Consider the following 23417-nt stretch of genomic DNA (forward strand, 5'->3'; position numbering starts at 1 on the left):
AAATGAATGTACCGCTCAAGGAAAACGGCCCCATCTGGAGCCGCTATCTGTCCATCCCAGAAGGGAAAAACTAAAAATGATTGATTGACGATCTACAGCTCAACAAATTGAGGTTCACTGATCATTTCCTGAATTCTTTCCAGAATCCTTGAGCAGCAAAATCCAGGCGATAATCCCCAAAATCCAGCCAATGGGGCCTGAGAGGAGCAGGAACGGTGTGAGGACGATCAGGAGAATGACAAGACAACCTTTCATCTAAACCCCCTCCACGAAGTAAATTTCCACTTCCTTATCAAAGTGATAGAGGCCACTGCGAGAACGACTAGAGCGATTGGGAGCAAAGCTATTCACGAGGGATGAGGCTCTATCTCCCACACTGCTAGAGCGAAGCTGGTCAATGCCGACGTTCAAGCCCGCTCTCAAGAGTTTGTTGCCAAAGCCTTCTCCTTGGCCTTTGAGCTTGGCTTGCAGATAGGGAGACTGCTTATACTGGACAACGGCAACAGGCGTCTTTCTAGCCTCTGGTGAGTCATCCGTCAGATTGACATGCTCAATGGGCTGCTGATTGACTTCCACCACTTGCATACTCAAGAAGTCGCCCTCCGCACTGGTCACTTCAGCAATGACTTTGGAGCCTTTCTTCGCCATTGCCCCTAAGTCTTCACTCAAGGTCAACAGATACCGCTGACCGATGATCGCGTCACTGTTTTGGGGTATCCAGGTAATCGGGTTATCGAGCTTGGCCTTGGCGGTCGTACCAGGGGAAATCAGTCCTTTACCCAATGGGCTACTGCTAGCGGGATAGAGGGCAGTGGGTGTATCGGATACCTGATTATCTTCCAGCAAATCACCCGTCAAAGAAGCCACCAGTATTCCTTGGGGTGGTGTAGGTGGCACTTTAGCAAAAGGTTTCGTGGTAATCGGTTTACGGACGGGGTGAGAGGTGGATACCTTGATGGGACGAATGGGCTTTGGCGTAACAGGTCGAGCAGGCTGCACGGGCTTCGGAGTAAAGGCCGACTGCTGGGCAAGGCTAAAGTTAGCAGCAGGCTTGGGGGCTTGGGCGACGGGTCTCGGGGCGGGGGGTCTAGCCGCAACCGCAGGCTTGGGAGCAGGTCTATTGCGATAAACGATTCGAGGTTGAGATGGGGGTACAGACCGACGCACCTGGATGGGTCGGGTCACCCGATGAGCTGCACTGGGCGGTCTGCGGTTAGGCTGGGCTGGCTTTGTCTTCGGCACCACTATCGGCTTCTGGGGAACCGCTGTGAGCTTGTTCTGACCAGGGGCATTGGTCACATTCCCCGTTTCATACTTCTGCTTTAGCTCAGAAATTTGAAGGGCTTGGCTCTTGATAATGGCATCCTTATCATCCTCTGGCATCCCAATTGTGGGTTGGGGCCTGGTGGCAACCGCAGGCTTGGGAGTATCACTGTTCCCCGATGTCACGGCTTGAACCACCGCCAGAATCAAAAAGATACTCCCTCCAATCACCCCAATCTGGATGGGTAGCCGTCGCCTTGTCTTGGTCGGGGTCTGGGCATCAAACTCATGGGTCAGTTCCGGTAAATGGAAGTCTTGCAGAGTGGCGGGTACGGGTTCTTGTGGTTGTACCTGTGATGGGTCTGGCTGGGTTGGTTTGGCCTTGGGCTTGGTCTTGTTAATCGCAGCTAGGGCTTCTTTCTTGGTCTTGATCTCGCTCATTAGAAATCCTCTATTGATGTAATCATCAGGCCGTGACGCTGGTACTTGGTGATCAGGTGGTTGAGTTGGCTATAAGAGTCCCCAAACAGTCGCTGGGCTTCCCCTTCCGTGGGAATCACCGCCTCAACCACGAGCTTTTTATTCAATTTCTCCGGGAAGGATTTACCGTCCTTGGACCGATGGGTACGGATGGAAATCACATGGATCTGCCACTGACCCGGTTGGATCTGGGTGAGATGGATATCCGTATCCCGCTTAATCTCAACGACGCTCTGCCATTGACCCGACAGGTATTCTTGGATCGGCTGCTGAGCTTTCTCATATTTCTGATGCTCAATCTCTAGCCAGCCGTCCCGGAGCAGGGGGTCGATGGACTGGGCTACGGCAAATAGCTCCCCTGGATAAATGTGGTCGTTATGCTTCTTGGGAGGACTGCCCCCATTCCAGGTCCAGCCCACTTTGACGAGTTCATAGGCATAGGTTCTCAGGAGGGCGTCCTCCCGATGCAAGGGGTCCACTTTTTCAGCCTGGACGGTCTCATCGTCCTGGGTCTGGACGTAGATGGTGGATTGGTCTGATGCGAGTTGGGCACTGCGGGAGCTGGAGAGGAACGCTCCACAGCTTGAGAAGAAGTTGAGGGTGAACACCCCCAAAATGGCATACAGCACATAGGGGGGCTGCTTCTTGTGGGTTTCGGTGGGATCTTGGAGTTTTAGCATGGGTCTTGCAATTGGGAATGAGGGGGCTGTTATCGATTTCTCAAGGCTCTGGAGGTGACGGCTGAACTCGCGGATAAGGCAGCGGATGACACAACGGTCACTGCTGCTCCCACGGTGGTCACCACAGCTCCCGTATAGACCCCTGATGCAGCTAATGCCCCCACCGTCACCGCAGCCGTGGCGACTGCAGGGGCGACATAGCCTAAGAAGGTAGCAAAGGCGGCTCCTTGATCCGCGATGGGGTTATCCGTCAGATAGATCGCCCCAAACCCAATCACGAAGATATAGGCGAATCGCACTAGGGCAATAATGACCAGGGCTTTCAGGTACTGCAAAACAGCCCACTTATGACCCGCTATCGGTAGGGTGGAATAGATGATCATGATTGGGGCTAAGATCCCTGACAGAATCAAGGCCAGTTCTTGGCCGGAGACAAACCAGTATTGGATCTGGAGGGGACCTTCAATAGAGACGGTCCGTACCGCATTCTCTTTAACCACGTTGAAGCCATGTATGGCATCATCAATGGGGTTCAAGGTGTTAAATATCGCGGCACTAATGCGGCCTAGATCGGCTTGAATCCCTTTCTTACGACTTTCAATCACTTGCTGAGCTGTCTCACAGCTCGGGCAGTCTTTCTTGATGGCAGCCTCATCCCGTTCCAGCTTTTGGGCTAACAACTCCAAGCAGCGCACGGCGGTTTGCACTTTCGAGGCTTGAACCTGGTCCAGTCCTTGACTGGAAGAAGCGGCTGCGGGGTCTCTGAGGGTGATCGCTGGCAGACGAGAACAGCTCGCAGACTGGCGGTTATATTCGGCTATCGCTGAGGCCGCATGAATCTTGTCCTTGAGGGCATCCCGGACCACTAGCCCCGCCCATTGGGAATCGAGGATCAGTTCGCTCCCTCGATTCGCCACCTCCCGAAAACTCCAGGCAACGGCTTTCGCCCCCCAGCCATAGTTGAGGGTAAAGGCGAGGAGTAAGACGATGGGGACGATCTGCTGCAAGACAATCCGATGGGTTTCCCCACTCAAAAAGCTGTATCCCGCTCTCGCCATCAGCACGAGGCAGGCCACGAGCAGAAAGGGCAGCAGGATGCTAAACATCGCCTTGTTATTGACGGTCGTCCGGGGATTATCTCCGAGGATGTCATTCCACAACTCATCCCACCATTGGGAGGTCTCAAACATGCGGATCTTGGACTGCCGCAGCAGGTCTACACCCACGGAAGGGTCGAGGTCCTCATTAATGGCATGGGCTGACACTTCACCCAAGGCGATAAACAGTAGGGTGAGACCGATGACGGACACTATCGTTCTAGGGAGTGGTCTCTGAATATAAGCCAGGAATGTAGAGGTAGTTGAAGCTAAGCTGCTCCCGCAGAGCAGCCTGGTCTTGGGCACGGTGTCGTTCATCTTTGTATAGCTCCAGTTCAGCTCGGATTTGTTCTTGGAGAGTGAGTTCTGAGGCGCTTAAGTGCAGCCCCGTCGTGCGCTGCTGATGGGCAAGGGCAGAGCCAACCACGAGGGCATCTGAGGACTTCTTCTGCTCCTCTTGACCCGATACGACGTTGCTCAGTATGGCTCCATTGGTTGCGGTTCCTTGAGCCATCAGGCTGTTTTGAGCGGTGAGGGACTTGAGGACTGCTTGGGAGGACTTGAGGGTTTGGGCTTTCTGACCCGTCTCCCCAACAGAGGTCGCAATCCCAGCCCCCGCTGTGGCTTGCTCTTTGCTAGCGGCACTGAGCTGCACGAGGGCTTGTGTGGACTCAATGGTGTTAACCACGGACTGCTGCACCTGCTCTCCCTGCTGCTGAATCAAGGCTTGACCATCTTCAGAAAAGACGAGCTGAGTCATCAGTTGGGGGAGTAAGGCTTTACGGGCCTCGTTGTTGCGGGCTTGGGTATACACCTGAAAGGGGTCTTGGGGATCCGAATAAATGGGGTCCTCAGATCCACTGCCTCCTTGCTGGCTCCCGCTGGTGCCGTTGGTGCCCAACTTGTCGTAATTGGCGAGGATAGACGAGACGGACCCGCTTAGGATCCGCTTCAGGGAGAAGTTATCGATTGCGTCATAAATGGCTCGGCCTACCTTGTAGGCATCAAGCGCTTTCTGTCCATATTCATAGACCTTGAGAATTTTGCGTTGAGTCTCATTGATCACCCTCGCTTGTCCAGGTTTCTGCTTGGGTCCCAGGACATTAAAGACCGTGCCGAGGAGACCACTAGGGAGCTGAGCCGTGGGTACTTCCGTATAGGTGGCCGTATCTAGAGGATTATCCTTGGCTATCGTCACATCCCCCGTGGGGATGGGCACATCAGGGAAGGTGGTGGGTGCGGTGGTAGTCGGTAAGGTGATATCGCCGCTAATCACGGGGTCGTCATAGGACACCTGAGCATAGGCGGGGACGGTGGTGATGGTAGCTTGAACTGACAGCACCAGAGTTATCAGTAAAGGTTTAGGCTGCATGGTCTTCCACTCCAATGGTTTCAACCTCAATCCCTTGTTTGTTGGCCTGGGAGAGCTGATCACCAAAGTCCACTAATCCCGCAACGGGGTCATCAGGATAGCGAGACATCACCCGGTTGCGGGCTTCGGTTTGCTTTCCTTGGTTGGAACCAACCCCCAAGGTGAAGTTGCTGGGGTTATGGGTGACAATCAGTTGCCGAGACCCCCGCTGCCAGCACCAGTGGGACTGCTGGAGGGTCTCAGATGCTTTGAAGGAATCATGCTCAAACTTCTTTAATATCTCGGCCTGGAATCCAAATTCTGAGACCAACAGCTCACGGGCATACTTGTTGACGTAGCTGACAAGTTTGTTCTGGAGGTTGGAAATGACCTTGGATGAACAGCTTGAATTGAGTAAGGTTTTAACTTCCGTCATCCCAATCAGGATGTTGCACTTCCACTTGCGGCCTGAGTTAGCGAGGGACCCCACCATCTCGGCAAAGATGGGACGGGTGAGTAGCTCTGACCCTTCATCCACGGGTAATAGGGTGCGCTTGCCGTTCATGGCTTTGCGGATCAGCAGGTCAAACCCCGCCACCCCATAGACGAGGGAGTCACTATCGTTATCGACGTTGGTCAGGCCCAGCATCAGGGCATCCACGTTGGCGTCAAAGGAGCTGATGCCATTGATGGAATCGCCTAATGCCGTGGGGATGACACCCTCCAGGAGCAGCTGCAGGTTCTCAAAGGTCCGCTGCAAGTCTGGGCCGCAGTCATTGTCTTGGATGTACTGGTTGAGCCAACTTTTGGCAAAGGCGACAAACTCCTCATAAATGGGCATCTGTGCCGCTTCAGCAGAGCCAAAGGGAGCTATGGAAGCTTTCGTATAGCGCTCTAAGTTGGCCTGATGGAATGCATCAAAGCAGAGACCCAAGGCCCGCTCAATTAGCAAGTCCTCCATTGGGCTGGACTGGCCCGCCTCTCCCAAGGCAATGGCCTTAAGGATGCGAAGCTTGTTGCGCTTGATAAATTTCCAGGCTTCCTCATGGGTGGGTTGCTGATAGTCATAGCCCGGTTCACCCGGTTTGGGTAGATCATCAATCCAGGAGACATCGGGCGTCTCCATGACGTTGATGGTGGCTTTGTCCACAGGCTGATAGGTGGAAGACACATTGAGCTGCTCTTGCGTCTTCATATAAGGTTCATAGCTGGATTTACCCGTGGGGGGTGGGAAGTCAAATCCCACGACGTTCATCCCTTCCCGCTGGCAATAGCTCGTCATCTCCAGCATCAGCATGGTTTTACCTGCCCCCGTTTCCCCCGTGACGAGGGTGTGATTGGGGAAGGTATGGGCTAGATCGAGGTAGAAGGGAATCGGAAGGTCATAACCTATGAGCAACACCCCCCGACGATCCATTGGGGCAGGATGGATTTGGGGCAGGGTGGGCAGCACTCTCGGGGACATGGTTTTATACAGGTGATTCCCCCCGCCCGGTAAGGTGAGCATGGGGGCGGCACTGATGGCGAGGCTCGTACACCAGTGATGCTCGAATTTCTGGGTAATCTTGACGGCTTTGGTCCCCTCTAGCTTCTGGGCTAAGGCGTCCAGGTCAAGGTTGAGTTGGTCTACGGAATCTCGATAGAGGAAGATGGCGAAGGCGATCCAGAAGGGACGATTGCCGTTGTTCATCCACTCTAGGTTTTTCTTCGTTTCTTCAAGGCGTTCTAAGGCAATGGGGTTCAGTTCTTTACGCTGGGCGGCATCCCCCATCTTGCGGATGGAGTTCCGCCCCGTTTGCTCCAGGATGGCTCGGGTCAGCCCGGATTTGATGGGCAGCAGTTCGGTGACCACACGAGCATCTAAGAACAGTTCTCCAGGGGTGGCAAGGGTGTCAAACAGGAATTTGATAAATCCCAATTCCGTGGAGTCTTGGACCTCGGGGATGGTCCTGAGTCCTTCAAACCGCAGTGCGCCCACATACTTCCCTTTACTCGGCAGGTAGGCGAGGCTTTCACCGAATTGGGGAACAGCAGGTTTCCCTTTCTCGGGTTCAAACAGGACCCCCAGGCTATGGAGGTGATGCTCACTGACTACTGGATTGGGATCTAAGCCCAGGTCGTCATAGCGAGTGTATTGGGGGATGGGGATGCTCTCTTCATGCAGTTCGGCGTAATCCCAATCAAATAGCTCTTGGGCCGTGAGGGGCTGAATTTTATGACCTAAGCCTTCTGCACCCGTGAGCATCCTCGTCATCCGCCTATAGGAGTTGGTATAGGCGGCAAAGATGGCTTTCTCCCACTGCTCTTTAGATTGGTAGGCTTCCCCCATCACCTTTTGGGCCACGGTGTCATTCCAAAAGCCCGATACCCACTCGAACACCACATCAGCGGGAGAGTCCGGGGTGTCATAGTCTCCACCGAGACGCATCCGGCATTTAGCTTGGTAGAGGAGGCGGGATTTAGCGATGCGACCCTCAGCTTCTAGAGATTGCAGGTTCTCAGCGTCGGATTGCAGTTGAGCGGTGGTCAGGGCATCCGTGGCCTTCCCTAGGGCGGTGGCCGTGGCAATCAAAGGGTCTGAGCAGTCTGCTCTAACATCCAAAATTGCTTTGAGGTCGGTGCCACCGAGATGGCAGATCTTCTGATTACTTTTATTGAGCTGCTGTTTGGATTGAGCGGGGGTGACGGTCGGGTCCAAACCCAGCACGTCAAACATAAACGCAATTTTGATCTCTCGACTATTCCAGTGATGGAGATGGAACCCAACGGTGACCCCTTCAAATTCAAACTGCCCATAGGTCTTAAGGCAGAAGTTATCTTGAATCCGTCTCAGGGGGTCTGTCTTCTTGGCCTTTGCCATAACGGGCATCCCCACGTTGTCGAACCTTAGGGACGGGCGACCGTCCATGTACGTCGTGGGCTTACCCACCCGCTCCATCTGCTGGGAGGGATTGCGGCCAAAAATAAGAATGATGCCGATGCTCGTCAAGGCGATGAAGAGGACGGCCAGCAAAAACCCAAATTTGATTAAGACGGCAAAACCCACCCCCAAAACAGCGATGGATGCTCCAAGGTAAAAGACGGGAATACCGTCTAGCATCGTATTCACGGAGAGGATATCTCGTGTTTGACCTTCGTTAACGGCTTCAAAATCCATAGCTGTCCTCCTTTATCGGGTTGCCGCAAAAATCAGGGCACCAATCATGATCATGACGATGATGAAGTAGAGGAGTCCCACCACGGGGCGGGACATCTCTTGAATATCCCCACCATGATGAGAGTGGCCCAAACTGTTCTTACCCGCAAAGCCAATGGCACCGAGAACCACACCCGCGAGGATCAGCCAGCCAATCCCGCAGACGGCTCCCGCCAAGGAGAACCCTTGGACATTCAGCCAACCCAAGCCCCCAATCATGGCCTTCCCAAAACCTGGGATAACGTCGAAGCCATTACAGACGGAATCGGGTACGTTCAGTTGCGCTTGGGCATATTGCTGATAGCCGATGGTGATGCTCACGGTTTGCAGGCCCGCGAGGACATGGGGAGATCTGCGGATAATTCTGCGCCAAGCGATGGCTGATGCTGTGATGGCGAGACAGGCGAGAGAGGTCGCTTGTAGCCAGGGCAGATTGTAGATCAGGCCGATGATAAGAAAGCCACTATAGCCAAACCACCAGGGCTGTTTTGAGGTTTTTTCGTAAAGGATCTTGAGTCGTTTCATGGGAGTTGCCTCTAATGGATCAATGGATCTAGGGGTTATTGCTGGGCGTAGTTGAGCAGGGTCTGAAGTTGGTCAGGAGAGATTTTGGCCCGCTTTGCTGCCACATCAGCCTTTGCTCCCCAACGCATCTGGCGAATCATGCCGTTAACTCGCCAATGCATTTCCGAGAGATAGCTATACGTCTGGTTGCCTGACGCTCTAGCGATGTTTAGACCCCTCAAAAGGGTCGCTGGAGTGATACGGCTATCGGACACATTAGTTTTAGTCAGGGGTATGTTAGCCGTTGGGATAGGCTTTACCTTCTGAGTTAGGGGGACTCGTCGCACAGGAGGACGTTTGACGATCTTCGGTTTGGGAAGTGTCTGAGCCTGGGGCTTTAAGGTCAAAGGCTGGACCGCTGTCGAAGCTTGATGAACGCGAGTCCTCTCAGGTGGTTGACCCAGGCGACCTGTGAAGACTCGCGATTGCTCTGGGGTATGAGCAATGGGGGTGGGTGTTCCAATCCGAGTGATGGCAGTACTGGGGGCACTGTCAGACCGATTGATCGTTAACTCCATTGAGGAGCGGTTGCAGCCCACTAAATCTTGGATTAAGTTCGTCGATTTCACCTGGGTATTGGGTTTCCAAGTCAGGTAAATCTTCTGGGTTTGGGGTTGGGGCCGATCCAAGCTCAGGTCAAAGATTCCCCTCGTACCCATATAGGCTTTGGAGACCCGGCACCCGCTTGCGGTAAGGTCAATCAGGTGACCATGACCGGGCGCTATCTTAATGGTTTCCGCTGTGGCTGGGGAGATGAGCAGCCCCAACCAGGCCGCGATCATGGCGGCAATGGTTTTGTACATGGCGTTTTTCCTTGGCAAGTGCATCTGCTGGGGTGGAGGGTTGCTATCAAAGACAGCTCCTCGCTGTGGTTGTTGGCTGGTGTCAGGGCCAGCCCGTGATGGAAATCCTCTAAGGCAATCAGATATCGTCGCTAATGGTCTGTGAATAAACTCGGTTACTGCTTGGCAGAATCCCAGATGTCCTCGCCCAGTCGTTCCAGGCTCTCCCAGTCCACGGCATCGCTGATCCGCTGGGGAAGGTTGATGCCCCGGTCGATCAGTAGACCCGTCACTGCGACCCCCACAAAGAACCAAAAGAGATTCCTGAGCATGGGCAATAACTCCTTTGACTAAGTTGATAGCTTTAGCAGAAAGAGACTCTATAGCAGGGGGAGCCTGGGAATAAGCGTAAGGATTAATGCTGTTTTCGTAGCAGAAGGAAAGAGGAGCAGGCCAGGTATTGAGGTTTACTCGTTCCTGACCTACTTCTGGTGCTGTTGATGGGGAGGATCTGCTGAAACTTTGGGAAAATCCTAGTCGAGTATGTTCCAGTTGGTCTTTGGCTGCATTCACGAACTGCGCCAAGCCAACCCGGAACCACTGCTTGAGGAGATGGATTGGGATTTGATACTTCGGTGGAATGAAAGGTGGAGGTGCTTTGATTAGGACGAGATTTGTCTTTGTCTCAGGTTCAAGCTCAATATCAAAATACTCGTCATATTCTTCATCATCCGTGTAGAATGACGCATCATCAATCACAAATTCATGCCAGTCTGGGATTTCTTGAAATGAACGGCCCCAATAGAGTAAATCCTCGATATATTCCAGCTTTAGGTTCGCTTTTCGGGCAATCTCTTCCAGGTTGGCATCAGGAAACTCGTTTTGGAGTCTGTAAACCCTATCGAGATGGACTTGTTTTTTCTCGGGCAATCTCAATTGCTTGGGTCTGTTTTTATAGCAGAATCTACGGATATATCCGCGAATCCAGCCTCTTGCATAGGTGGAGAACTTGCATCCTTTCGTAGAGTCGAATTTCCCCACGGCATGACGGATGCCTAACATCCCCTCTTGGATCAGGTCTTGAGCATCATCCAAAGTCCATGCGTATTGTTTGGCGAGTTTCGCCACCAAGCGAACATGCCCGATCATCAGCCATGACAAAGAGGTCTCATGGCCTCGCTTAGCTTTGCGGATCAGGTCTAGCTCTTGCTCTGGGTCTGGGATGGGGAAGCGGTGCAAGAACTGAACGAGATATTCGGGTAGACGGATTCCGTCTGAGAAGGGGCTAGCAATCGTAGTGGTCGTCATCGGGTCAAACCTCCTACAAGAGGGTGACTGGAATTAGCGAGAGGGTTTGGGATGGAAGTTAATCTTGAGGTGGCTGGGTGTTGGGGAGTGTTCGTCTGAGATTGCAAGAGCGACCTTGCCATGCCCCGTTTTGCCCCATATCTGGGCATGGCTAAGGATTGGGTTTGGCTGAAGGTTATGGTCTGAAGAGTTCCTGTCGGTCATGGTTCGTCCTCCATGCAAGGCTGAAGTGGGTGGACGTTATGCAGGGGTATGAACTGCGGCTTGTAGCGTCTTCCAGGCAAAGGGGAATCGCTTGGGGAAAGCTTGGAGTGAATAGTGGGCGTGATAGGCTTCGTCAACGTCCTCACGCGCCAAGCCCGTATCGGTATAGCCCTTGCCATCTACGCCTAGAATTTCGGTCGAGGCTCCTTGGGCAACCTCCAATCGGCTCACCTGGCGTGGGAAAAACTCCAGAATTACAAAATCGTTCCATCGGGCGCAGCGGTCTTGAAGGCCATACCGCTGAATATTCTCCACACCCCATTCCGGGCACTCGTCCCAACCGGACCAATACCAATCGTCATCTTCTACACGACACCACAGCGCAATAAAGGCAGCTCTGCGGGTTCCTACAACGGGAGCATTCTCGTTCCACCAGCGACAAAGCCGTTGAAGACCTGGAGAACGGTCATACTCTCCGATCTCAAAATCGACCTCAACCTGGGTGTCACAGATAGCTTGATGGAGAACATCCGCTGGAATTTCAATGCAAGCATTCTGGCGATGTAGGTCAATGTGAGTTTGGAAGCTTTGAGCAGGTTCAATATCCCGCAATAAGGTAACGTCCTCCTGGGCGGTGCAGATCAGGTCTGACCAGGCACAAGAGTTGAGGATCAAGGTCTGGTAGAATGCCAAGCCGTGAGGGGAATCCATCCGATAGGACTTAAAGGACTTGTCGCCTTTGGTAAAGCTGTCGTCGATATGATTGAGACTGATATGGCTGATGGTACGGGCATTCGGATCATAAAAAGTATTGGCCTGATCCATTGAGAATACTTGGCCTTGTTGGGTAAGGATGAACTCTAAAGTAAATCGATGATAGATCGTCAAAATTGAGTGTTCTATGTCTGAAGGTGTTCGTACCTCCCAAGTCAGATCCAACCACTTAGGGGCCGCATCCAAATCCAATGGAATATCCCAGCCCATCTTCCGCTCAGCCATCCCCGCGACGTAATAGTTTTCGTTGGGATAGGGCTGTCGAATCGTTACGTCTTTGGGTAAGACTGAGACAGGTTTAGTGGAATCATGGGGAGCGATAGTGGCTCCAACCAGGGAAATATCACTCAGACCGATATCGCAATAAGGATTAAACAGTTGAGGTTGGATATGGAAGGTGGGTTGTTCGGTATCCTTGTGAGGTACGGGCTTACCGTCCGGGGTGACGAGGAGAGTTGCATCTCCGATTTTTGCGATCGCAACTTGCATTCTTTTCTCCTTGTGGCGTGAATGCTTTTCTGATGGGTTTAGATAATCTGATGGGTTTAGATAAACTGAAACTCCGACAATGGCTACCTAAGCAGCAGTTGTCGGAGCTACTTGAATTTGGCTCAATTCCTTCAAGGGTGCGGGTGGGGTTGGAGCAATGGCTAATCGCTGACGGATATAATCCCTGGCCCCACTTTCAGACATACTGTGATCCAGCATCTGCGCCTGAATATAGGGACCATAAAGAAGGATATTCACCTGATCATCTTTGGAATACCCACTCAACCGCAGCTCCAAGCTCACAAGAGCATCAATTCGCTCACTTAATTTCGGGTGATCGCAACCGTGCCTATAAAGCTGGTCGTAGGTATATAGAACGGGCATCGACATTAAGCCTTGAACCTTCCAGGCAATTTGAAGGTATCTCTCTCGATATTCCTGAATCACCTGTGGATCAAGCTGATCAGAGTTTTGGAGGTCGTTGCTGCCTCCACGGGATTTCCCGGAATCAGTATTTATAGTTAGCATGAAAACATCTCCCGTCGCGGAGGTATAGATCACGGCTTGTGCGTTGTGGTAGATGGGCAGGCCGTGGTTTGCAAATTTAACTAGGGATTATTTCTGTGTAATACAGAAACAGGCAGGACTCCTGTCAGGGATTCCCGTTAGAATTGGCTTTTAAAAAGCAGGCTTGGCAAAGGCTAGACCTTTGCTGTTTTGTTCAGGTAGTAGATAGGATTTGGAAGTAAAAAAATTGGGCGAGCAAATGACTTATTTGATTACTCGGAAATACTTTAACGCCAACGGATAGTTCTTGCCAAATTCACCGTTACAATTGGCAATGATTTTCAATTTCTAGCAATTCAACTGACAAGCAATAAACCACAGAAGCATTACTATAGTTAGACTTCAGACCCCCTCAGATTTAATCACCTTGTTCACTAACCGTTACTTCTAGCCTTGATAGTGACAATATCAACTATGAAATGAAAGCAGATTGCTATCACTTCAGACGACATAAAACGTTCTACCGAATATCCAATTTTTAAAATAATAATGAAGCTACAGGATCTGCCGATACTTCATATCAGCGAATACAAAGCATCACCCTTATGCCGCCAGCTCTGGCATTCCTCTCTCCAACATCTTCACAGGCAGCGTCATTGCTAACCCCTCCAGAATCGCCATCTGGCCCGATGCACTGACTTCACTCCATACCGAACTCCATTCCTTGGGCTTGAGCCAGTCAAAGAATACTTCATTTAGGCTCGGCAATAGGTCATTGACGGGTAGATCCGCCAGTTCATCCAAAACACCCGCAATCGCTTGATGGGTCTCTTGGTTTGGATTTGGCGCGTTGCATAGATTGTTCATTTTGCTATTTAAACCTTTTAATAGCGAAATGAACAGACGCCAGTATCGCGCAATCGTCCCTCTGGGGATTTGGGTCATTGCTGAAACGATTTGCTGAGTGACCTTCTCGCCTTTGGCTTGGAGTTGGAGAATGGCCGACTCAATGGCGATTTCTACTCGCTCTGTTTTATGAGCAGCATCCAGGGTAAGTTCCTTAGCTTGGACTTCCTGAACGAAGCAGTCCATCTCAATGTTGGAAATCAGTACCACTTGTAGGGATTCATGCGGACGCCGATGTGCCCTCAGTCGCCCGATGGCTTGGTGAATTTCTGCGAGGATGGAGCGGTCAATAAATGCCGTGAATGCTGGATTATCCTCTTCTGGATAATATCCACAGACAATGGCGAATTCAGCAGCCAAGTCATTGAGATTGCGGCAGGGAGTGCCGACAAGGACTAGAGTCTGGACGGTGAGGAAATCATTGACCCCTCGGCTATCGCGCCACCAGGCCCCATCCTTTTCAAACTTCTTGAAGTCAATCGTTCGGGTATTCACTGCATCCAAATCTTGGTAATGCTGGGCCAAGGCCCCAATACGCTTGGTCTGATCCCCGCCTCTACTCATGCCCACTCGCCCCATGTCCTTCACCTGAATCACCTCTAGGTTTCCGGTGTCTGGGACAGCTTGGCGCACCACTAGGATTTCATCAGGAGAGCAGCCCAGCTTCAGCGCCAGGTCTTCACGGGATAGAGTGGCATCGAGGAACACATTGGCTTGGGCAGCTTGAGCTAAGTCTCGATGGCGAGGGTTGGGAGTATTGAGAGTTAAAAGGCCATAGCGACTGACTTGGATACATCCTGCTCCACCCTGCAAGATGCGGATTAGGGGGATGAGCCACTGCTTAACCACTCCATTCCTAGCCTGCTCAGCCATCTCCGAGTCTCGCTCAGAGAACTTTTTGCGAAGTTGCTTGGGTAGATCAGCAAGATCCACCCCATAGTCTGAGGTGGTGTTGAGAAAGCCCAGGTTAGGCATCAGGACTTGGGTCAGTTCGCCTAGCTTCACTCCAGCCATGTCAGGGAGCTTGGCTTTCATCTCCAAGTGATTGAGGCCATACTTTCCCAGCTTCTCAGACCCATCCATTAAGGGCAGCAGCGCAGAGAGTAAGGGCTGCACTAGGGCAAAGATCTCAGGGTAGGCAATCAGACCTGAAATGGTTTGCTGTAAGTCATTGAAGGTGACGGTCACGGACTGCTTGACCTGGAAGTTTTGCCCTGGCTCATCCCAGATCAGCATCGTGTTCTCTAAGGGGTAATCCTCTGGGTCTGGTAGTGAGTCGGGATGTGCCCTCAACAGTGGTGTACCCAAGACATTTCGCCGCTGATTCAAGAACCCGTATCCTGGCCCATCCGCATTGATACAGGCTTCTCTGGCAATGCAGGTGCCACAGATGAGATTGGCGGTATCAGCACCAGGGATGTTCTTGTCTCGCAGGGCATTCAAGACTCCAATGCGGCTACAGTTAGCAGGAACAGCGAAGGCATCCCCTTTGGCAGATCGTTGGAGTCGATTTTTGACCCGGTTGAGTCCTCCATGTCTCGCTTCTAGGTCACACCAGCCATTTCCTTGTTCTAAAGTTGATACGGTGGGATTGCGGTGCTGGTCTGAAAGATAAATAACCTGCTCCATCCCAAAGCCAATCGGGGTAACGTTCCCAGAGTCGTAGCTTTTCCCAGTACCCGGTTGGGACTGATCGAGGATATAGGGGAATCCTGATGAGATGAGGGTTTCCCAAGTTTGGAGTCGTTGTCCGGGTTGGTATTCGTGGACTAGAGGTGTTGTCGGGCTGAGAGTCCCGTTATCTCCAGGGCAGCTTTGTAAGCTGCTGCTTCTGGAGTTTGCTGATTGTGCTGTACGTCTTCTAATGCGACTTCGATAATTTTCCAGTCGAAGTTTTGAAATATATCCATGTCTACGATGAGCTGCAAGGAGTCGTGCAGTGCGACGACGGGATCGTCTAGCTCGACGGCTTGTTGCAGGCAGCGTTGCAAGACGCTCTTCATCTGGTGCAGTTCGCTTCGTTCTGCGAGATTCAGTGGGGTGGGTTTGTTGGTCATTGGGAGTGGCAAACCCTTGAGCGGGCGATGAAGGACGAGTGAGTTTTGAGAGTGCCTGCTGAAGCTGATGCAATAGCCCATTACATTGAGCTGCAATCCGTTCAAAGTCAGCCACAGACAAATATTGAATCTGGCTTAGGTCATCCAGTTCATCAATGTCAGTGTGGATGCGTTTGTCTGTCTGCTTCCACCAGGCAACGGTGACAGTGTAACCCCACTCCTTCAGCAGCGCCCAGGTTGACCGGTATTGCCGCAGTACTGACTTGTTCTGAATCGCCCCAGCATCGGGGTAGAACTCGATAGTTGTTATCCCAAGCTGGGCTAGGGTTGCTTTCAAGGTTTCAGGGGATGCCGCGAACAATCCCCCCGCTGCGCCGATGGTCACTTGGCCCATGCGCTGAGCTAGGAGGTGAGGTTTTGCTCCAGTACCTTCAACGAGTGCGAATGCATCTCTCGTGATTTGCTCTGGACGGTGGATGGCTAGGGGTAATTCACCATTGCGAAGGTGGGGTGTGGGTCCGTTGGGCCGTTTCCTAGTTTTGCCTGTGAGCCAGAAATAGCGACCACCCTCGGAACTGCGGGATCTGATTTGGAATCCGACGATCTGACCGTCAGCATCCATGATGGGGCAAAGGTAACCTGGCCTTGGGGTGTTGAGAGACTTCCCATCCAGGTTTATTCCTGGCAAGTCATGGGGTAGTTCACCAGAGAGCGGTTGCCACTGTTCGACTGACTTAACTCCCCAGTCTTGGATTTGCTCATTGGTGAATCCTCGACGATGCAAGTCTGCCCGATCTGCTGGGTGCAAGGTGAGCTGGTCAAGGAGTTGGCGATATAGCCGATCCCGTTCAATTGCGGGGAGCGATTGGGCATGGCGTTGAGCCTCAACTTGGGCACGTTGCTCTCTGAGAATTCGTTGCTCTTGCCATCGGCGTTCCCAGTCTTCCTGGCTAAGGTCTTCCCCGTCATCAAGGACGTATTTACCCCAGAGGCCATCTTTGGATTGGCCGAGGTAGCGATATCCCTCGATCTTGCCTGAAAGGGTCATGCAGAGATTGAGGTTGCCTGCCTTTCTACATTTGCCTGTGATATCCCCGCAGAGATCGCAGGGGTTGGAGCGGTTGGTTGCAAGCAATTTACTCGAAATATTTTGAAAGCTAGACATGGGCTAGCTCCCATGCCCGTAGCTGGGTGCTGAATAAATGGTTCATTTACGAACTCCCTGAAGTTTCTAGATGTAGCGAAAGGGAGCCGTGGAAAAGGTTTCAGCAAAGGCTTGCAATGAATTACAAGTTAGGGCTAAAATCTAAGCACGGCAAAACCCAGGTAACCAAATGCGTGGTGTCAAACAAGCTTCGGTTCCCGCCTTGCAAGTTAATAATGATCAAACCCCCTTCTCGCCAAAGTTGGGGTTTTGTCATTTATAGGGTCATTCTCACCTCCTATTTGTTTAAGTAATAGACTTTAAATACACTGAAAGCGTTGATCGATCAAGCTTTTAGCGTATTTGTATACCGTATAGACACAGCCCAAGGCGAGTGGGGGACTGTCAAGATATATTTTTGAGTTTATTCTCAAGGAGAACTTGCAGATACAGCGAGAGAAATCAAGGATGTCTTGCGCTGGTGTTATAAAGAATGATGAAACTTAAAGTTGTCTTGGACAAATTCAGATCTGCTATAAGAAGCTGGTATTTGAGACTAGCTTGAAAAGAGATCCTTTAGTTGGTAGTTAGAAAAATGCTTAACGCAATCTTACCGCAAAACTGATAGGTGATCATTAGCCTTTTCTAAATACAAATATGCTTTCTGCAAAGTTTTTTAACGCATTATCCTCCTTCGAGTTTATAGCTTTTTCACTGGTTGCTTGATTGCGGCCCAAGCAGCGAGAGCGTCTGTGCATCGCTGAGGATCTGGCTCAGCACAGTAACAGGAGCAGAATAAACTCTCCATTAAGATAAAGAGCAAAGGATCTGCAAGATTGATAACTACTATGGAATCATCGGCATCCGTTGTAGTGGAAAGACAGTTTTCAATAATTTTTCTCAGATTTTTTAGATCTATATCTTCTCCGTAGAAGGTGTGAAATAGCAGCGTACTTCTAGCTTGTAGCGTTATGGCCTGTGTCCAATCTTCTCTCTGCCGTGGAAAATATAGAAGTAATGCTACTTCAGGTGGGAAAAGTTTTAGAAACTTCCTAGATGAACCTTCCCCGCAAAACAAGTAATGAGATTTACCTAGTTTCCAGGTATCCCCCTCTTTAACTTCTATGGGTTTTCCCTCAAGGGGCTTAGGAGAAACAGGTTGTTTCTTTGCTCGTGAGCGCTTAATAGACTTCTTCTGTTCAGTTTGAGGTCTATCGCGGATATTTGTTGTGTCCATCTCGAAAATAGTTCCACCTCTTTTCGCCAGGCGTACGGAAGGGTCTAAATCTAGTCCTTCTGCGTCATGGTTTATCTGTTCTTCAGGAACGGATAGACTTTTACGGATACGTCCAACAAAACTGTTTGCGACTCCACAACGCCTCGCTATTTCTCGATCACTCCATTTCATCCATTCCTTATCACGAAGTAACCTTTTAACAGCCCGATGCTTGTCTGCATTTGTTCTTCGAAGTCCATGCGCTGCATTAGCTCCAACTGCGTATAGGACAGCATCTCGCTGTGTTCCGAGACGCACATCAGCAGTTACATCTTTTGATCCTATGGTTTCTCTAGCGCGTACTCTATGGAAACCATCAGCTAACCAATACTCTTCTCCATCGTAATAGACGATAACTGGAGGGAAAATTGCACCTTGCTTCATGTCTTCAGCATATTCAGCAACCACTTCTTCAAATAATTGAGCGCGAGGTTGGGTACCGCCATCCATGCAGATTTTTGCTATGTCCACGGACTGAATAGAAGGTTCGGATGGCATCAAGAGCTAGTGGTAGACAACAATATATCGCTATCTAAACATCTAAACCTTCCTGGCAATAGACAATTGAGAGAATTACAAGTCTTTTATTAAGATATGTTAGCTAAAGTGTCCGTATATTTGTTGCAATAGTCTGTCCTCTCTTCCTTCTAGAGCGATTTGGTGATTGGTCCAAGTATTGTAGAGGCTCACTTTGGCCATCATACAAGATGTTCTCAAAAAATCTGTGTTTTTCTTCACTGCTATGTATATCACTAGGATTCAAATTGGAACGTGCTGAGTAAAAATTTGCATCGTAACGAGAACCAGGCTGCACCTCAGTCGAAATACTTTGTTCAGCTACAAACTGCTTAGCCAGAAATCGATGCAATCCATCCGCTAACCAGTAATTATCGCCATCAAAAAAAACAACCACTGGTGGAAACTTAGCCCCTTGCCTCATTGCCTCAGCAAATTCACCAACAACCTCTTGAATCAGTTGTTGATAAGATTGTATTTCATTATCAAGAGTTATATCTGATAGTTTCAGATTGGTGAATGAATTATCAACTTTTGAATAGCTCATTAATTTAAACTCCTAATACAAAAAGATATAAGTTGAAGACTGAAGCATGCAGGGCCTTAATCTCCTGATTGATGAATTCTAAAGCTGTATAACTCATTGACATTTAGTAATTCATATCAGATTAAGCTAATAAGGACTCATATGAATGCAGTATGAATAAAAGCTTTTAACAGCGCAACTAACAACTTGTTAACAAGAACGTTAACAAGTTGTTAGTTGCGCTGTTAAAAGCTTTATGCAGGTAAGTTTATCTTGCTAATGGCGCAGATATGCATGGATATAAGCAGATTAAAATAAGACTTGATTACCAACAAAAATAAATGGTTATTTGAATAAATACTATCTCTATAAATGAATAATAGAATAAAAAATACTGCATATCACTAATTAGTAATTGCAAAAATACTAATTTAATATATAAAAATGTATTTTCATATAATTGCTAATTGCTAACTATACAACTATTTATATGATACTCTTGTATTGAAATTATTGATTTCTATTATGGAGTATGGAAATACCCTATTCTCAACATAGGAATACTTCACCAATGGATAAAGAGTGGGATCTTCAAAGATTGTACTCTGATTTAGAGATGGTGAATAAACAGAGCTTGTCAAATAGTGCCAAGCAATACTTAGAATACATTTTGTTGGGTCAATCTCCATCGAATATTGCTGAAACTTTAAATCCTGAAAGCAGACAATCATCAGGGACTATTAGAACGGTTTTATCAAGAGATGTTTATCCTAGTTTAATTTTATTATTAAACCTGCCAGAAGATTATAGAATGCGCTGGAACAAAGTTCCAATGTTGCTAAGTCAGTATAAAATCGCAAAGAGAGAAGCTTGTTCATCATCGCCTTCTTATATTCACTATGAAAAGAATCAGAATAGCTATGTTGGCTCCTGCCAGATCAAGTCAGATATTATAAATGGGCTTCTAAAAAAGTATTTTCTAAAAAAGGGTTTCACTGAAGATTTTCTCAGCTCTAACACAAAAAGTATGAGTTTTAGAAGTGAGTGGCAAACAATTGTTAATAAGCTTGTGAGTGAAACAAGAGAAACTTTACTAGCGATGGTCTTAGATACTGAACTAAAGAAATGGTGGTCATCAATCGCAGGAATGATGTATATGGCAACTAATGTCAATCTACTAAAAAATGGGGTTAAAATTAAACGAATATTTATATTAAACTCATTAGACTTTAGGATAAGAAATAATGCTATTATGAATGCATATTTGCATGAAAAGATGGGAGTCGAAGTTAAAATTCTAGACAATATTGATTGCAAAATTAAAATGTTTATCGATGCAGATATGATATCTGTACATGATAAAGAATTGATAGCTTTATATTATCTTTCTGAAGATTGTGAGATTACGGAACTTCTTTTAGACTATTGTTCTATTTCAGCCTTTAGCTCTTTCTATGATGAATTATTTGATGATGATAGATTGTGTGAAAATGTTGATAAAATAATATCAAATAGCAATTTGAGTAGCTCCTTCTTTTCTGATATTGAACATCAAATCAATTACTTAAAGAGAATTAGTTGCTCAACATCTGTTAAAGAATTTCTTGGTATATTGCCTAATTGAATATATGAAAAGTACTGAATTAAAAACAGGAAGAACTTTTGGTGTTACTTTTGAACATCAATCAGATTTTTTTCAAGAGCTTTCAAGCTTTTGTAAAGAGAATCAAGTACAGCAAGGATATATCCCCATGTTTATTGCTGGATTCTCCGAAGTAGAATTAGTGGGAACTTGCAGCAAAATTGATGATGTCAATGCTCCAGTATGGGATAAGGTACACTTAAGCAATGTAGAAGCTTGTGGATGTGGTACTATTGCCTATGATTCTGACGAAGATAAAATATCTCCACATATTCATGTTAATACTGGTATAAAAAGTTATTCTGCTTCTGGACATACCAGTCATTTATTAAGTGCTAAGGTTCTTTTTTTGGTTGAAATGCTTATTGTAGAAGTTCTACAACCTGACATGAGAAGAGTTGTTGATCCAAATTTATATAATATTGGATTACTTCAGTTTATTTAATTACCCTAAAAACTATTCTACTTCTTGGGCTTAATGAAATGAAAGTAGGTTTTATTCAATTCTCACCTATTCTCGGTAAGCCAACTCAAACTTTAGAACGACTAGAATACTTAATTGATAAAGGTAAACATTCAGATATTCTTGTGCTGCCAGAATTGTGTAATTCTGGATATGCCTTTAATTCTAGGCAACAAGCTCTAAATTCAAGTGAATCTGTCGCTGATAGTAAATTTATTCGTTTTCTTCACGAAAAGTCAAATAAATATAATCTATATATCGTGTCAGGTTTTTGTGAAAAATCTGACAAGGATTTGTATAATTCTTCTTTTCTAGTTGGACCAAATGAATATATAGAAGTTTATAGGAAGTCACATCTTTTTCTGAATGAAAAAGATTTTTTTTCTCCTGGGAATACAGATTATTCTGTCTATGACATTGGTATCTGTAAAATAGGGATGTTGATTTGTTTTGATTGGGTGTTCCCTGAAGCATGGAGAATCTTAGCTCTTAAAGGTGCTGATATTATTTGTCATCCCTCTAATATTGTTCTACCTGATTTGTGCCAAAAGACCATACCTGGCCACTCTATATGCAATCGAATGTTCATCGTAACAGCTAACCGTATAGGCACTGAGGATAATCTTACGTTTACAGGTAGTTCAATTATTTGTGACCCTAGAGGTAATATTCTGACCCAAGCTTCGGATGATCAAGAAGAAGTAATGATTTCAGACATTGATTTGAATTTAGCTAGGGATAAATCAATTACATCTAGGAATCATATCTTTCTTGATAGACGGCCAGATAAGTATTTGGATATAGCGAAAGCAATTGAAGAATCAGTATAGGTAACATCTAGTTTTGATTTCTAATCCGTTATCACTTTATTTGTTGGAACTACTAAAATGACCTAAATATCTACCGAAAATTTTGAAATTATTTCCTAGATCAACCTGGACTCTGAATTCGGTTAATCTTCTCGACAATCACGCTAGCTTGCTGTTCCACATATTCCTCATTACCCAACCTATGAGTCACCTTGTTTATCCTCAGTTGACCTTGCAAAACGAGTTGGTCGCCAGCTTGTAATGCATTGTGTGCTTGCTCCCCATTCTCTCCCCAATAGATAGCCTTGAGATTTTCCTTGGGGTCTTCTTCCATCAGAGGGTTAATTTCAACAACAAACTCAGCGATCGCACGTCTTTCCTGGGTATATCGCAGGGATCTCTCTAGGAGTATTCCTTGGAAAGTACAAGTGTTCATAATTCGTTGATTATAAGCCTGCGCATGGGCTGTGTGACGTTTTCTGGCAAGAATCCCGAATTTAACCCAAAGACCAACTTCATACCTTAGAATAGCCGCAAGTTTGCACCTAGCGAGGTTTCCCCATGCCCTCAGCAACTATCGACAAGCTCAACCAACTCAAAGTTCAGCTTAAGCAGTGCAACAATGACACTGCTGCTCTACTCCTAAAACGGACGATTGCAAAACTCGAATCTCAACTCCAGAGAGAGCAGCTTACAACACAGTCTGCCAAAATACCCTCAAAAGAAATACCAAAGGTCTCTCAGGCTATTTTCAAACAACAATCTTTAGTCCAGGATAAGAAAGTAGTACCTCAACAACAGCAGATTACAAAGAATCTTCAGGCAAAATCCAAGCAGCGAAACCATCGCAAAAAGAGACGGCCTCTGCTCCCTGGCAATGGCACACATCGCGCCTGGTGCAGGATTCCAGGAATCATCCGAGTTCAGGAAGTGGAAGGTGAGGGAGAACAGCCAGTATATTTCATAGAACTGGATGGTCATCAGCTCCCTTTGAGGGTAAAGAAGCGCTTCAGCAAATTGATAGGAGCGTCATTGGATACTCCTTTAATGGTGAAATGCTACCCTCAAATTATTGAAGGTCAAATTGTTTTCTTGCAGTTTTGTGGTGCTGCTGAACCGACCCCTGAGACCCCTGAAGACTGGGTGATGATCGGTGTGTGGAATTCAGAGAATCAGCGAGTCTTAGTACAGCGTGATCAAAGATGCGATCAGAGCAGGCGCATCCTTCAACATTCTCCGCTAGTGAAAGAGGCATGTTTGGAGAAACTGGAGGCTGGAAAGCTTTATCGGTATCAATGTCAGAGAGAGGGAATCACCGTGACGATCGTGGGTGTGGAGGTTGTTGAGGGTGAGGAAGGGAAAATTGTTCAGGAAGCCTCATAG

The 23417-nt window shown here is 48.1% G+C and carries 19 protein-coding genes; 4 read left to right on the forward strand and 15 right to left on the reverse strand.

Annotated features, from left to right (window positions below):
* Nucleotides 1–114 precede the first annotated feature (114 nt).
* The 14 genes from AM1_RS42600 to AM1_RS32250 all read right to left on the reverse strand — a co-directional run bounded on the left by AM1_RS42600 (nucleotide 115) and on the right by AM1_RS32250 (nucleotide 19141).
* Nucleotides 115–255, reverse strand: a complete 141-nt coding sequence (locus AM1_RS42600) for a hypothetical protein (RefSeq protein WP_012167306.1) — start codon at nucleotides 253–255, stop codon at nucleotides 115–117.
* Entirely contained in the window at nucleotides 256–1704 is a 1449-nt protein-coding gene (locus tag AM1_RS32195) for a hypothetical protein (protein ID WP_012167307.1), read from the reverse strand.
* On the reverse strand, nucleotides 1704–2423 hold the full coding sequence (locus AM1_RS32200) for a hypothetical protein (RefSeq protein ID WP_012167308.1): 720 nt from the start codon (nucleotides 2421–2423) through the stop codon (nucleotides 1704–1706). The genes AM1_RS32195 and AM1_RS32200 overlap by 1 nt, the downstream gene beginning before the upstream one ends.
* 29 nt (nucleotides 2424–2452) lie before the next feature.
* Nucleotides 2453–3733, reverse strand: a complete 1281-nt coding sequence (locus tag AM1_RS32205; protein ID WP_012167309.1) for a hypothetical protein — start codon at nucleotides 3731–3733, stop codon at nucleotides 2453–2455.
* A gap of 7 nt (nucleotides 3734–3740) precedes the next feature.
* On the reverse strand, nucleotides 3741–4892 hold the full coding sequence (locus tag AM1_RS32210) for a hypothetical protein (protein WP_012167310.1): 1152 nt from the start codon (nucleotides 4890–4892) through the stop codon (nucleotides 3741–3743).
* Nucleotides 4882–8028, reverse strand: a complete 3147-nt coding sequence (locus AM1_RS32215) for a hypothetical protein (RefSeq protein WP_012167311.1) — start codon at nucleotides 8026–8028, stop codon at nucleotides 4882–4884. The genes AM1_RS32210 and AM1_RS32215 overlap by 11 nt, the downstream gene beginning before the upstream one ends.
* A 12-nt stretch (nucleotides 8029–8040) precedes the next feature.
* Entirely contained in the window at nucleotides 8041–8592 is a 552-nt protein-coding gene (locus tag AM1_RS32220; protein ID WP_012167312.1) for a hypothetical protein, read from the reverse strand.
* Nucleotides 8593–8627: 35 nt separating this feature from the next.
* Nucleotides 8628–10721 carry a sigma-70 family RNA polymerase sigma factor gene (locus AM1_RS32225; protein ID WP_012167313.1) on the reverse strand — a complete coding sequence of 698 codons (2094 nt, stop codon included), beginning with the start codon at nucleotides 10719–10721 and terminating at the stop codon, nucleotides 8628–8630.
* Between the two features lie 33 nt (nucleotides 10722–10754).
* On the reverse strand, nucleotides 10755–10925 hold the full coding sequence (locus AM1_RS42605; RefSeq protein ID WP_012167314.1) for a hypothetical protein: 171 nt from the start codon (nucleotides 10923–10925) through the stop codon (nucleotides 10755–10757).
* Between the two features lie 36 nt (nucleotides 10926–10961).
* Nucleotides 10962–12188 carry a hypothetical protein gene (locus AM1_RS32230; RefSeq protein WP_012167315.1) on the reverse strand — a complete coding sequence of 409 codons (1227 nt, stop codon included), beginning with the start codon at nucleotides 12186–12188 and terminating at the stop codon, nucleotides 10962–10964.
* Between the two features lie 87 nt (nucleotides 12189–12275).
* On the reverse strand, nucleotides 12276–12716 hold the full coding sequence (locus tag AM1_RS32235) for a hypothetical protein (RefSeq protein ID WP_012167316.1): 441 nt from the start codon (nucleotides 12714–12716) through the stop codon (nucleotides 12276–12278).
* 582 nt (nucleotides 12717–13298) lie between these two features.
* Nucleotides 13299–16706: a hypothetical protein gene (locus AM1_RS32240; RefSeq protein WP_041661342.1), complete on the reverse strand. Its 3408-nt coding sequence runs from the start codon at nucleotides 16704–16706 to the stop codon at nucleotides 13299–13301.
* 796 nt (nucleotides 16707–17502) lie between these two features.
* Nucleotides 17503–18576 (reverse strand): ParB/RepB/Spo0J family partition protein, encoded by a 1074-nt coding sequence (locus tag AM1_RS32245; protein WP_041661308.1) that lies wholly within the window; start codon nucleotides 18574–18576, stop codon nucleotides 17503–17505.
* A 103-nt stretch (nucleotides 18577–18679) separates the two neighbouring features.
* Nucleotides 18680–19141 (reverse strand): hypothetical protein, encoded by a 462-nt coding sequence (locus tag AM1_RS32250; protein ID WP_012167319.1) that lies wholly within the window; start codon nucleotides 19139–19141, stop codon nucleotides 18680–18682.
* Nucleotides 19142–19691: 550 nt separating this feature from the next.
* On the opposite strand from AM1_RS32250, the gene AM1_RS32255 reads away from it, so the two are divergent.
* Genes AM1_RS32255 through AM1_RS32265 form a run of 3 tightly spaced genes read left to right on the forward strand, consistent with a single transcriptional unit; the run spans nucleotide 19692 to nucleotide 22055 of the window.
* A complete protein-coding gene (locus AM1_RS32255) occupies nucleotides 19692–20744 on the forward strand; it encodes a hypothetical protein (protein ID WP_012167320.1) in 1053 nt (350 codons plus the stop codon).
* Nucleotides 20745–20748: 4 nt separating this feature from the next.
* Nucleotides 20749–21207: a PPC domain-containing DNA-binding protein gene (locus AM1_RS32260; protein ID WP_012167321.1), complete on the forward strand. Its 459-nt coding sequence runs from the start codon at nucleotides 20749–20751 to the stop codon at nucleotides 21205–21207.
* A 38-nt stretch (nucleotides 21208–21245) separates the two neighbouring features.
* On the forward strand, nucleotides 21246–22055 hold the full coding sequence (locus AM1_RS32265) for a nitrilase-related carbon-nitrogen hydrolase (RefSeq protein WP_012167322.1): 810 nt from the start codon (nucleotides 21246–21248) through the stop codon (nucleotides 22053–22055).
* A 100-nt stretch (nucleotides 22056–22155) separates the two neighbouring features.
* On the opposite strand, the gene AM1_RS32270 is transcribed toward AM1_RS32265, so the two are convergent.
* Nucleotides 22156–22470, reverse strand: coding sequence for a single-stranded DNA-binding protein (locus tag AM1_RS32270; RefSeq protein WP_012167323.1), 315 nt, complete (start codon nucleotides 22468–22470; stop codon nucleotides 22156–22158).
* Between the two features lie 125 nt (nucleotides 22471–22595).
* Here AM1_RS32270 and AM1_RS32275 point away from each other — a divergent pair, with 125 nt between their 5' ends.
* The gene (locus AM1_RS32275) at nucleotides 22596–23417 is read left to right on the forward strand and encodes a hypothetical protein (protein ID WP_012167324.1); all 822 of its coding nucleotides are present in this window, start codon (nucleotides 22596–22598) and stop codon (nucleotides 23415–23417) included.

Origin of the sequence: Acaryochloris marina MBIC11017 (assembly GCF_000018105.1) — a bacterium.
Classification (GTDB): Bacteria; Cyanobacteriota; Cyanobacteriia; order Thermosynechococcales; family Thermosynechococcaceae; genus Acaryochloris; species Acaryochloris marina.

Bases quoted from the DNA above. Each gene is read 5' to 3' on its own strand.
- AM1_RS32240 (WP_041661342.1), bottom strand. From the start codon at position 16,706: ATGACCCTTTCAGGCAAGATCGAGGGATATCGCTACCTCGGCCAATCC.
- AM1_RS32270 (WP_012167323.1), bottom strand. From the start codon at position 22,470: ATGAACACTTGTACTTTCCAAGGAATACTCCTAGAGAGATCCCTGCGA.
- AM1_RS42600 (WP_012167306.1), bottom strand. From the start codon at position 255: ATGAAAGGTTGTCTTGTCATTCTCCTGATCGTCCTCACACCGTTCCTG.
- AM1_RS32250 (WP_012167319.1), bottom strand. From the start codon at position 19,141: ATGAGCTATTCAAAAGTTGATAATTCATTCACCAATCTGAAACTATCA.
- AM1_RS32195 (WP_012167307.1), bottom strand. From the start codon at position 1,704: ATGAGCGAGATCAAGACCAAGAAAGAAGCCCTAGCTGCGATTAACAAG.
- AM1_RS32235 (WP_012167316.1), bottom strand. From the start codon at position 12,716: ATGCTAACTATAAATACTGATTCCGGGAAATCCCGTGGAGGCAGCAAC.
- AM1_RS32200 (WP_012167308.1), bottom strand. From the start codon at position 2,423: ATGCTAAAACTCCAAGATCCCACCGAAACCCACAAGAAGCAGCCCCCC.
- AM1_RS32260 (WP_012167321.1), top strand. From the start codon at position 20,749: ATGAAAAGTACTGAATTAAAAACAGGAAGAACTTTTGGTGTTACTTTT.
- AM1_RS32230 (WP_012167315.1), bottom strand. From the start codon at position 12,188: ATGCAAGTTGCGATCGCAAAAATCGGAGATGCAACTCTCCTCGTCACC.
- AM1_RS32210 (WP_012167310.1), bottom strand. From the start codon at position 4,892: ATGCAGCCTAAACCTTTACTGATAACTCTGGTGCTGTCAGTTCAAGCT.
- AM1_RS32245 (WP_041661308.1), bottom strand. From the start codon at position 18,576: ATGCCATCCGAACCTTCTATTCAGTCCGTGGACATAGCAAAAATCTGC.
- AM1_RS42605 (WP_012167314.1), bottom strand. From the start codon at position 10,925: ATGACCGACAGGAACTCTTCAGACCATAACCTTCAGCCAAACCCAATC.
- AM1_RS32225 (WP_012167313.1), bottom strand. From the start codon at position 10,721: ATGACGACCACTACGATTGCTAGCCCCTTCTCAGACGGAATCCGTCTA.
- AM1_RS32265 (WP_012167322.1), top strand. From the start codon at position 21,246: ATGAAAGTAGGTTTTATTCAATTCTCACCTATTCTCGGTAAGCCAACT.
- AM1_RS32255 (WP_012167320.1), top strand. From the start codon at position 19,692: ATGGATAAAGAGTGGGATCTTCAAAGATTGTACTCTGATTTAGAGATG.
- AM1_RS32215 (WP_012167311.1), bottom strand. From the start codon at position 8,028: ATGGATTTTGAAGCCGTTAACGAAGGTCAAACACGAGATATCCTCTCC.
- AM1_RS32275 (WP_012167324.1), top strand. From the start codon at position 22,596: ATGCCCTCAGCAACTATCGACAAGCTCAACCAACTCAAAGTTCAGCTT.
- AM1_RS32220 (WP_012167312.1), bottom strand. From the start codon at position 8,592: ATGAAACGACTCAAGATCCTTTACGAAAAAACCTCAAAACAGCCCTGG.